At 59.1% G+C, this 10,169-nt stretch carries 4 protein-coding genes and 3 pseudogenes; 3 read left to right on the top strand and 4 right to left on the bottom strand.

Going from position 1 to position 10,169, the window contains the following annotated elements; all coding sequences use genetic code 11:
* Nucleotides 1-185: 185 nt before the first annotated feature.
* A pseudogene (locus HNO88_RS21175) lies at nucleotides 186-1,127 on the top strand (IS630 family transposase).
* Nucleotides 1,128-1,958: 831 nt separating this feature from the next.
* Here HNO88_RS21175 and HNO88_RS21180 read toward each other — a convergent pair.
* From HNO88_RS21180 to HNO88_RS21190, 3 genes and pseudogenes are all read right to left on the bottom strand, one after another.
* The gene (locus tag HNO88_RS21180; protein ID WP_184250665.1) at nucleotides 1,959-2,630 is read right to left on the bottom strand and encodes a nucleotide-binding protein; all 672 of its coding nucleotides are present in this window, start codon (nucleotides 2,628-2,630) and stop codon (nucleotides 1,959-1,961) included.
* Nucleotides 2,631-3,025: 395 nt separating this feature from the next.
* Nucleotides 3,026-3,208 carry a hypothetical protein gene (locus tag HNO88_RS21185; RefSeq protein ID WP_184250668.1) on the bottom strand — a complete coding sequence of 61 codons (183 nt, stop codon included), beginning with the start codon at nucleotides 3,206-3,208 and terminating at the stop codon, nucleotides 3,026-3,028.
* 703 nt (nucleotides 3,209-3,911) lie between these two features.
* Nucleotides 3,912-4,959 (bottom strand): annotated as a pseudogene (locus tag HNO88_RS21190) (IS3 family transposase); the annotation flags it as partial.
* Nucleotides 4,960-5,001: 42 nt separating this feature from the next.
* On the opposite strand from HNO88_RS21190, the gene HNO88_RS21195 reads away from it, so the two are divergent.
* The gene (locus HNO88_RS21195; RefSeq protein ID WP_184250671.1) at nucleotides 5,002-5,247 is read left to right on the top strand and encodes a hypothetical protein; all 246 of its coding nucleotides are present in this window, start codon (nucleotides 5,002-5,004) and stop codon (nucleotides 5,245-5,247) included.
* Here the strand turns inward: HNO88_RS21195 and HNO88_RS23135 are convergent.
* Entirely contained in the window at nucleotides 5,226-5,414 is a 189-nt protein-coding gene (locus tag HNO88_RS23135) for a hypothetical protein (protein ID WP_221420159.1), read from the bottom strand. The genes HNO88_RS21195 and HNO88_RS23135 overlap by 22 nt on opposite strands.
* Before the next feature lie 4,076 nt (nucleotides 5,415-9,490).
* On the opposite strand from HNO88_RS23135, the pseudogene HNO88_RS22550 reads away from it, so the two are divergent.
* Nucleotides 9,491-10,169, top strand: a pseudogene (locus HNO88_RS22550) (transposase); the annotation flags it as partial.

The raw sequence follows: 10,169 nt of genomic DNA on the forward strand, positions 1-10,169 counted from the left end.
CGTCAGATCAAAACGTGCCATGCCCATCTGCTTGCCGGAAAACTGAATCATGCATTAGCGGGTTTGGGAATCCTGTTTATGGGTCTGCGGCCTAGAGCGATTTCCACAGTGCCTGGATCAAGCGGTATTCCCTTGCCGCGTCAGGTCTGATTCATCCGCCTGGCTGGATTTGGAGGCCGGCATGGATGGGCAGAGCACTATCTCAGGATCTGCGTGACCAGGTAGTGGCCGCGATCGATGGCGGCCTGAGTTGCCGAGCAGCTGCAGATCGGTTCGGAGTGGGCGTAGCGACGGCTATCCGCTGGCGGCAGATGGCGTTGAGGCATGGCCGAGCGGTGCCTGGAACGCCAGGAGGCGACCAGCGCTCATCAAAGACCGATGCACATGCCGAGCTCATCCTGGCCATGCTGGAGGAGAATGGCGACATCACCCTTGCCGAGATCCGGACCGGCCGTGCCAAGCGTGGCATTGCGGCCGGGATCGGCACGCTCTGGCGCTTTTTCGATCGTCACCGGATCACGCGCAAAAAAAGTCGGGTCACGCGATCGAGCAGAACCGACCCGATGTCTTGAGGCAGCGCCATGCCTGGTTTGATGACCAGCTTGTTCTCGAGCCAGAGCGCCTCGTCTTTATCGACGAAACATGGACTGCGACCAACATGACCCGCAGCCATGGTCGCTGTGCCAGAGGCGAGCGCCTGCGAATGGGCTTCCCGCATGGTCATCGCAAGACCACCACCTTTGTCGCCGGCCTGCGCATGACCGGCATGATCGCGCCGATGGTGCTTGATGGCCCCATCAACGGAGACCAGATCGAGGCCTATGTGACCAACGTGCTCGTTCCCGAGCTACGCCCGGGCGACATCGTCGTTATGGACAATCTCTCAAGTCGCAAGCGCGCCGCAATCCGAGACCTGATTGAGGAGGTGGGCGCCAGTCTACGGTATCTTCCGCCCTACAGTCCCGACATCAACCCGATCGAGAAGGCTTTCGCCCGGCTCAAGGCTATGTTTAGGAAGACAGGTGAGCGCACAATCTCCCAGCCTTTGGAGCCTCATCGGCTCGCTCGCTGAGTTTTTCCTATTTCCGAGGGCGCGGATTACATCAAGACTCGCGTCTATTGCCTGAAATAGTTCGAGTAAGCGCTGATCTGAGAATTTTGGATGAATTATCGCCTAGCAGCAGGAGGCAATATCGGCCGACCAAGGCAGTGCGTCGGGTCTTCCAACCTGGCATCGCGTGGCTCTGCCAAACAAAGTTGACAGCTGGTAAGCAGGGCTGGGGAGGGGGCCTTGAACTTGTCGTATTAGCGATCCTGCATGCCAATTTATGGCTCTGCGATTCCACAAAGACGATTGTTAACAGATTCCAGCACCTTGGCAGTGCGCCCTAGCGCTGCTGCTAAAGCCAAGCGCACGAGAGAAGCCGGCCCTGCCGAGAGTTTCGCTATAGATATCTATGTATCTCACATTGAAGGTATTTAGTTTGGATCCGCCAGGATCTGCCGTATTTCGGCTCATGCTGAAGTTTCACACGCTTATTCAGTAGAAATGAAGAGCCTTTGACCAAACAGTATGGGCCGTGCTCTGGAGGGCGCGTACCCTTCTTACTTCGCGTTGAGATCGCGTTCGAGAGCCTCCAACGCCATACGGAATACCGTTTCATGACGTAGCTCCGTTGCGTCTACAATCGATTGGAAGCGTTCCTTAAGACTCTCGGCAATCCGCAGATTTAGTTGGACCTTCGGTCCCTTACCGCGACGGGGCGACTGCGATCTCTCGGAAGGCCTTGAGGCCCTTGGCGACGGATCCCTCGGGAGGAAGTTGTGACGCGCCGCAGCTTCATCAAGCGCCTTTAGTTCCTCAGAGGACGGCGCCTTCTTTGGGGTTGGTCGAAATGCATCCGGCGCTGGTCCCTTTTCATCGGCATCATCGAATATGCTAGCCCGTTGAGTGCTGCTCATGAGCTGATAACCTCCTTGATCCGATCCATTACTTCTTTGGCAAGTGCTTTGGCGTTCGCCTTTGCCTTGTCCAAGTTGGCTACTTCACTCGGATCTAAGTCGGAGAGCCCTCCTCCGAATGAGAAGATCGAGCGGAACGCCTCGCGTTCGTTCAGCTCAGTATCCAGCGCCGGTATTCCGGCTTTGGTGAGCTGGCGTGCTACGTGAGTGAGATTGCGCGTCCTTATCGCCGGATTGGTTTTGGTAAAGAGTATTGCGTGTGGCTTCTGTCCTCCCGACAACCGGCCCGCGTCTCGAATTATCTTCAAAGCTTTGGTGGCTTGTCTGGCATCGAGAGTGGAGCCTTGACATGGAACGAGGACGAAGTCCGACATTCCCACTGCATAAGCCGCAGTAAGGCTGGCCGTTCCCTCAACATCAACGACCACAAATACGCTCTCGGCCGACGCCGCCTCGATTGCGTCAGTTATGTTCTCCTGATTGACCCCAGCTATCACCTTTAGTCTGGCCGCGTGTCGACCGAGTTCGGCCCACGTCTTGACGGGTTGGTTCGGGTCAGCGTCGATGATGGTGACTGAGTGGGAAGCCGCGAGCTCCGTGGCGAGAACAACAGCAGCCGTCGTCTTACCCACGCCGCCCTTTGGAGAGATCATCGAAATCACAGGCATAGGGGTCTCCAGGCTGCTCCGCGAGCGGGCAGCAAGCGCGCACGTTTTGCTATCAGCCGCTATCCCTAGCTACACATAGCTAACATTGCGTGCAAGCCTCTATGTAATTAAAGCTATCGCTACCTACGGATCCCGGCAGTATGATGCGCCCGTATCCACATCGGGCGAAAGGCGGTGTCATTTGCAGGTAGCCTCCTAGCGGCGCAGGTCACAGATTGAGCCGATCCGCCGCCCTGCTCCATCGGCCGGTTGGATCGCATCGGGATGCAGGTTCAAGCGTGCTTGCGGGCAGCAACCTAGCGATGGGTGTTGCTGTGGTAGCCCTAGTCGGCCAGCAGCGTTGCCCCCGTCGGGCACGGTTTTGAGCAGCGCCCGGCTTCCTGGCTGTATTGAACTTACCGGCTGGTCAGGCGCAAGGCGTTCAAATCGCCATCGGCGTCGACAAGGAATTGCTTCTTGCTTGTGAAGCTACCTTGCGAAGCACCCATGGCGCTATCGCTGAACCCCTTCTCGCTCCACGCTGTTAGAGCAGTTCCACGATGAGCGGAATCGGCGAGGGGTTCCATGGCGATGATCATGTGATGCATAGGATGCCGTCACGAAGGAGGCGGCATGGGTTGGCGGTCAGCTCAGAGCTACTCGCAGGACTTGCGCGATCAGGTGCTGAGGGCTGCGGATGGTGGCATGCCGGTACGGCAAGCGGCGCCTACCTTTGAGGTGAGCATCGCGTACATCTACAAGGTTGTGATCCGACGCTGGCTGACTGGCGATGCGGGGATCAACCCGCACCGGTGGCATGCGCCGCGCAAGCTGTCGGGCGCGCAGGAACTGGCGCTCGAAGCGCACATCCGCTCGCGCCCTGGGATCACGCTGGCACAGGCGCAAGCATGGCTGCTGGCCGAGTACGGTGTCGAACTGAGCACCGGCGCGATCTGGAATGCGGCCCGGCGGCTCGGATTGTCGTTCAAAACAAGCCCTGCGAGCCGCCGAGCAGGACCGGCCGGACGTGGCGGCAAGGCGCAAGCTGTGCAAGAGCCGCGCAGCCATTCCTCGATCCTGAGAGCCTGGTCTTCCCTCGACGAGACCGGAGTGAACACCAAGATGGCGCGGCTCCATGGCTGGGCGCCAGTCGGTGAGCGCTGCCGTGACAAGGCGCCGTTCGGCCACTGGAAGACTATGACGTTCGTCGCCGGGCTGAGGCTCTCCGCAATGACAGCACCCTGGGTGCTCGATCGCGCGATGGAATGGCGATGCCTTCCGCATGTACGTCCAGCATGTCCTTTGCACGAAAGCCTCGGAGATGCCGTTGCTCTGCGGGCTCTTCACCGGCGTAAAGCACGGCTTGCGACCGATCTGCCGGGCAAAGATGCGGGTCTCTCGGACAGTGTACGGCGAGCCGTTGTCAGTCAGCATCTCGATCGGCGCCGGAGCCTGGCAGGTGCCGAAGCGCTTCTCGACAGCTTCCAGCATCATGTCGCGCACCTCCGACCCGCTGATCCCGGCATTGAGGATCGCACGCCAGCTGATGATCTCTCGATCATGCGCGTCAATGATGAAGGCGCCTCGTACGACCTCGCCGATCCAGCAGTGAAACTCGAAACCGTCGGAGCACCAGCGCAGGTTCGAGCGCCTTGTCACGACCTTGCCTTCGTGACCATAGTCGGGCCGGATCTCGTACTTGCGGGCCAGCAGGAAGTGGTTGGCCTTCATAATCCGGTATACCCGCTTGTGGTTGACCGGCTCAGCGCCGCTCTCGCGCATCTGACAGTTGAGCAGAGCGGCGATGCGGCGAAAGCCGTACGTCGGACGAGCCGAGACCAGGGCGGTGATCAGCGGCAGGACTACCGCGTCATCCACCTTGCGGTATGGGCCCCGCGGTCGGCTTCTGCCTTTCATTCTCTCCTGCACCGCCGAACGCGAGACGCCGAGCGTCTGGGCGATCGCCTTCACGGGAAATCGTCCTCCACGGGCGAGCGCATCAGCAATGTCGGTTTTTTAGGCGCACCTTGTCCAGCGCTTCCCTCAGGATCTTGACCTCCATGGTCTTGCGACCGAGCTGACGCTCGAGCTTGCGGATGCGCTGGTCCATCTGCCGGACAAGCCGGTTGCTGGTCACATCGTCGTCGCCGGTCACCGCGACACTGCCTCCTTCGAGCATCAGCCGTCGCCAACGATACAGGAGATTGGCGGAAACGCCATTGCGCCGCGCGACTTCTGAAATGCTGGCGCTGCCATCCAGCGTCTCCTCTACGATCCGCAGCTTCTCCGCAGCCGACCACAAACGGCGCCGGCCGCCATCAGCGATAACCACATATCCAGACATAAGCATGTGCTCAGGGGATAGCCCCAAGCCTCCATTCTAAGCCTGAGGGTGTCCGGACGAAACGGGGGCCAGTTCAGGCAGGAGCCGGCGCGTACCGTCGACGCGCTCGTCGAACGTATCGGCAGCCTGCTCGATCGCTTCCTGCCCAACGAGTGCGCCAACTTCTTCCATGACCCGGACTATCACGGTCGTCGTGAAAGTGCTCTAAGCGACACAATTGGGATCGATCATGACGATGTCGCAAAAAAGACGGCACAGACGGCGGCCGGTAGTCAATCCCACACCGCGCTGTGAGCTAGGGCACGAAGTTGATCGTAGCGAATGGTCGACGGCCTATAGCGCTGGGACACCTCTGCCCTTGGCGAGCCCTTGCGGAACCGCCAGGGGATATCGTTAAGCATCTGGCGGTCATCAGCACGCGGAACGCCGTGTGGCTTGTTGAGCATAACCGGCCGAATCATCAACCATGCTCGATCCGTGTTATCGTACTATCGTCGCGCCACCTAGCCGGACGCGATAAAGTCTTGCCTCAGCACGGCCCGTGAATTCCAACACCGTTTATCCGTATACGCGAAACGATCGACATTTTCCGCATCATCAGAGACGCGCGGCGCCGAAGATGTGGCCTTAACCTAGCGACTAAAACCCGGTGCTACTATCAGGTAAAAGCCCTCGAGCCAGTAGCACCCTTCAGTGTGAGAGCAGAGCGCATTCTATGAGCGAAGCTTGCGACCAGTACCACTTGACCCGCTAGGGATTGGTCTGCAGGCAGCGGTTGGTCCGCAGAACGGCGCGGTTGCTTTGGTTGCTACAAGCATCCGACAAGTCCAATATAAGCGCCATGATCGCTGCCCCTGATCTAAGTGGCGGCTGCCTTGTCGAAGCATCAATTTCCTGAGCAGGCCGAACATGGAAACGATTTGCCTGCGTGTCACTTTTGAGCATGGCGTGCTGAACGCATACCCAGAGACAAGCTACGCAGGCGGACCGAAATTTAGCCTGGTCTATGGGCGCCGAGAGAAGTGGCGTCATCGGTGTCCAAGAACACTATAGGTCCGTCGGAGCTAAGCTTCCGCCGAAAAGCATGCAATGCTTCAAGATCTGTTGGAAACGATCTGTTCCATAATGTTGATGTGCCCTGCTCATTCACCACTTCAAGCCGCCAAGTAGAACGATCCTCAAGCCGGTAGATCCGAACTTCTAGCAAACGGCCACTTTTAACGATCTCGTGGCATAAGTCGGAATGAATCAGTTTAGGTATGCCGTCAAACCCATTCACCACCGTGCCCTCGTGATTTTTCAGCAGCTCGCCCGCCTTTTGACTCGCCTGATGGGCATACTGCCACTTTGAAGCCTACAATTAAACCAAAAACATAAGCCATCCCAGCTGGCTAGAGGACAGTTGTAGGCCAGATTAGTCGATAACGTCGGCCGCGGGATGGAACTTCGAGCTCTGCAGCCACATCAGCGCGGATCAATTAAGGCCGACCATGTCGCGGCTGAGACTGTTCGCGCCAGCAGCTAAAGGTTGATCAAGTATTTGCGTATCGGAAAAGGCGCTTGATAGTGCACCCAATCACCCGTTCGTTGACGCACGTAACAGCAGCCCTAGTGGGATGATGAAGGGCAACTTTAGCTAGCATATCGCCGCGATTGGAAGCGGCGCATTGATGCGTGCTCAAAGCCACCATCCGCTAGACCCGTCTTTAGAACTGGCCATTGGTTACTTTCTAAAGAGACGCTGGCGGGCATGTGACGGCAAGTGCGAGGCGTGCAATGGTCTTTGGCGGCTGCAACTACATGCGGCCTCGGCTTGCCCGATCCCGCAGCTAGCCCCCTTCGGGATGAGCAAACAATCGCACCCACGTAAACAAAAAACGCAAGCGCCTATGCCATCAGCCCATAGCGTCCCCATCATCATACGCCTAGGTCATCGCGCGCCGCCGAGATACAAAAAAGTGGTGTACGTCCGATATGCCGACGGGCGGGTTTATCGAAGACCGGCGCGCCTAGGGTTCTAAGGCTTCCTTACTAGCACCGATGCTGATCTCACCTGACCTTAAGCAAAGGAGACGTGGGCTGAAGCCTTCGCTGAGCGCGCGATGATTTCCATCTCGATCCTAGATAGTACCTGACAATGCACGATGTAAAGGGCTGCGTGGCCGCTGAGGGCCCGAGCCATGGCAGCTAATTCGTCTACACTGAAGTTCAAGGCGCTGACAGTCGCCCCGCCGCCGGAGCGTAGTACCTTGCATAGCTCCGCCGATGTGAGGTGCTCGATCACGTCTTCGCCCTGAGAGTTACAGCGTTGAGTTTTCGGAAAATGCCAGTAGGAGGTTGAATCATGCCGGTAGCGGAACACAGTAGGCCGACCTGATCATCCTTCGCGAATACTGCGTCATAATCAACTGCTCGAACTCCTCTGATGGGGCCAGCATCATACTAGGCGGCCCCTTACACCTTGCCCTTATAACTGGTCTCTTGCGGTAGCTGGCTGCAATATCGTTTGCCGCTTCGGCAAGGCCTTGAATGACATGGAGCGATGATAGAGGCTGCCATCGAAGCTCACGTCCCGCCTCGTCAGGTGCCACGTGCTATCGAGGGCTTGGCCACCCAATATCTGTTCCCGCTCTAGCTGAGCTTCCATCAAGGGCCATAGAGTTGACAGCCAATGGGCAACACGACCGGCAAGTGTGCCGGGTCGATCGGTGCCACATCGATCGGTGCATCTTTTGCCTTCAGAGGCGTGCCGCGAGAAGCTTGGGAAGGGCGGGGGCTAACAGCCAGAAGGAAGCCGGGGGAAGGGGGGCTTGCGCAGTTCGGCTGCGATCAGCACATGCAATTCGTTCAAAGCTTGATCGACGACAATGCCCCTTAATGTAGGAAGTGGCGGCTCGGTTTCTGATGTTGCCGTGTACGACATGCTCTCTCTCCCAAGGCTTGCACTGCAACGCGAACTTCTGCGAAACGTCGAGGGTCTAACCCCATTTGCACATGCAAGTCGCACGGATCGCGCCTCTGGCTCATCAGCGAAGAGGCCGCTTCCATTGCAACCAACCCCATCGCGGCCGGGCCCGGCACGTAACCGGCCTGGCCTCTACGCACTGGAGCAGCGCTAGCGGCCGGACAATTATGATAGTACGTGTCAAGTCCGCCACCTCGGTGATCTCGCCGAAAGCGGGTGTACTCGCCGGAACGACATCCACAACGTTCGCCGCCACGGCACTTTACACCTCCATTTGCATGCGCTTCTTGACACTTGAGGCCTTCTTCTTAGTTGTAGCTCTTGGCGCAGACGCAACGGGACTAGGGCGGAGAACAATCAAGGCAGCAGGCTCGACGAGTACAGCCGCCTGCACCGAAGCCGCAAAAGCTTCTTGCGCAATAGCCGTTGCAGCCGCGCGCAGGGAGGCAGATCTTACCCTGATCTGCCTAGCCCATGCCATGGGCTTCATGTTCAACGCCGTGCTGTCATCCATTGAAGCGGTAGCCGCCGATTGTGCCTAATGCGCCGCCTGCTCGGCGTCTACTTGCATACCGAAGCGAGCGATACGAACTGCGTCGCACACGCTGGCGCCTAGTTCGTTAAGTCCAGCGTCGCAACCGACGAGCGCAGGCTGTACGCTTGCTTGTCGGGGATCGAATTACCTGCGCTGCAATGGCGGTTTTCGGCCGATCTCGGGCGAGGCGAGACTTTTGTTCCCTCACTGACGACCCCACAGCACTTTGATCAGGGCCGGTCATCATAGAACGCCGGGCCACCGTCGCCCGAGTCGCCGGCTGGTGCTAGATCATGCGTGCCGCGAGCGTGCCGCCCTTGCCATGTGCCAGTATCAGACCAAGCGACAAGCGCGATGCGCAGCGGCCGCGGATCAGCCAGTGCTAAGTAGGGCCGCACGGGGCCGCTCCTTTCGGCTAGGGCGGCCCTTTCGGCATCAAGGGCACTCCGCGCGCCATTGATGGAATGTCCGTGGAAATGAGCGTTAAGCGTAACATCACCAGCGTGACACGGTAGCGTCACGCGTAACGCTTGCGTGATGGGTGAGTAGACGCGCGACCGTAATACAAAAGGTTAGCAGCGGGAAATTTCGACCCCTAAGTCGCTGCCTAAGCCCCTAGCAGCCTGCGCAGTAACGCCCCTCACGCCAGGCCCTGCCAAAGGGGTCCACAAGCAGCCGGCTGGCTTTGCTAAGCCGAGTTGCCTCGAAAAGGAAATCGCCACCGTGCTCGTCCGAGACAGTCGCGATAGTAGCGGTGCGGGCGTGGACCCCGTCAGCGGGGTCACGGCATCACAGTGTCAGACGTCTGGCTGATCGCGGCCGAGGTGTGTGGGCATGGTACCGTGCAGCTTAGAACCATGGCCATTATGAACATACCCCTCCGAGCCAGGCAGGGGCCCGCTAAGCGCGCCGACCCAATTAGCATCACGGCGCACGTCGTGCACTGAGATCACCTTTGTGCGCCACCCCTGCATGCCATCTGAGTTAGCCCCCAAAATGACCTGACAGGGTCTCGCTCTTAGATAAGAGTGAGCCATATGACTGAGCATACGACTAGGCGCTACAATGGCGGCGAGGTCCTCTCCGGGGTTCAGCGCCGGAGGCGCTGGACCCCGGAGGAAAAGGTCCGGATCGTCGAAGAGACGTATCTGCCCGGCATGAGCGTGTCGCTGGTCGCCCGGCAGCATGGCATTAGTGGCAGCCAGATCTTTACCTGGCGCAGGTTGGTGGCACAGGGCGCGCTGACCGCAGCCGGTGCCGGCGAGGAGGTCGTGCCGGCCTCCGAGTACCGGGCGCTGCAGAACCAGGTCGCCGAGCTGCAGCGCCTGCTGGGCAAGAAGACCATGGAAGCCGAGATACTGCGTGAGGCCGTGTCCCGGGCCGCAGGCCCAAAAAAACATCTATTGCGCTCGATCTCGTTGCCAGGGGGCGACCGGTGAGCGCGGTCGCCGAGGCGTTGAGCATCAGCCTTCAACACCTATCAGCCATGCGCAATCGAGCACCTGCGCGCCGGCGAGGCCGACCGCCTTTGCCGGATGCCGAACTGGTCAGCGACATCCGGGCGCTAATCGCCGATCTGCCCACCTACGGTTACCGCCGCGTCCATGCCCTGCTGCGCCGTCAGGCTGCCAGGACCGGGCGCACAGCGCCCAACCCCAAGCGGGTATACCGGGTCATGAAGGTGCACGGGCTGCTGCTTCAGCGCCATAGCGGCAG

Source organism: Novosphingobium chloroacetimidivorans (assembly GCF_014204535.1).
Classification (GTDB): Bacteria; Pseudomonadota; Alphaproteobacteria; order Sphingomonadales; family Sphingomonadaceae; genus Novosphingobium; species Novosphingobium chloroacetimidivorans.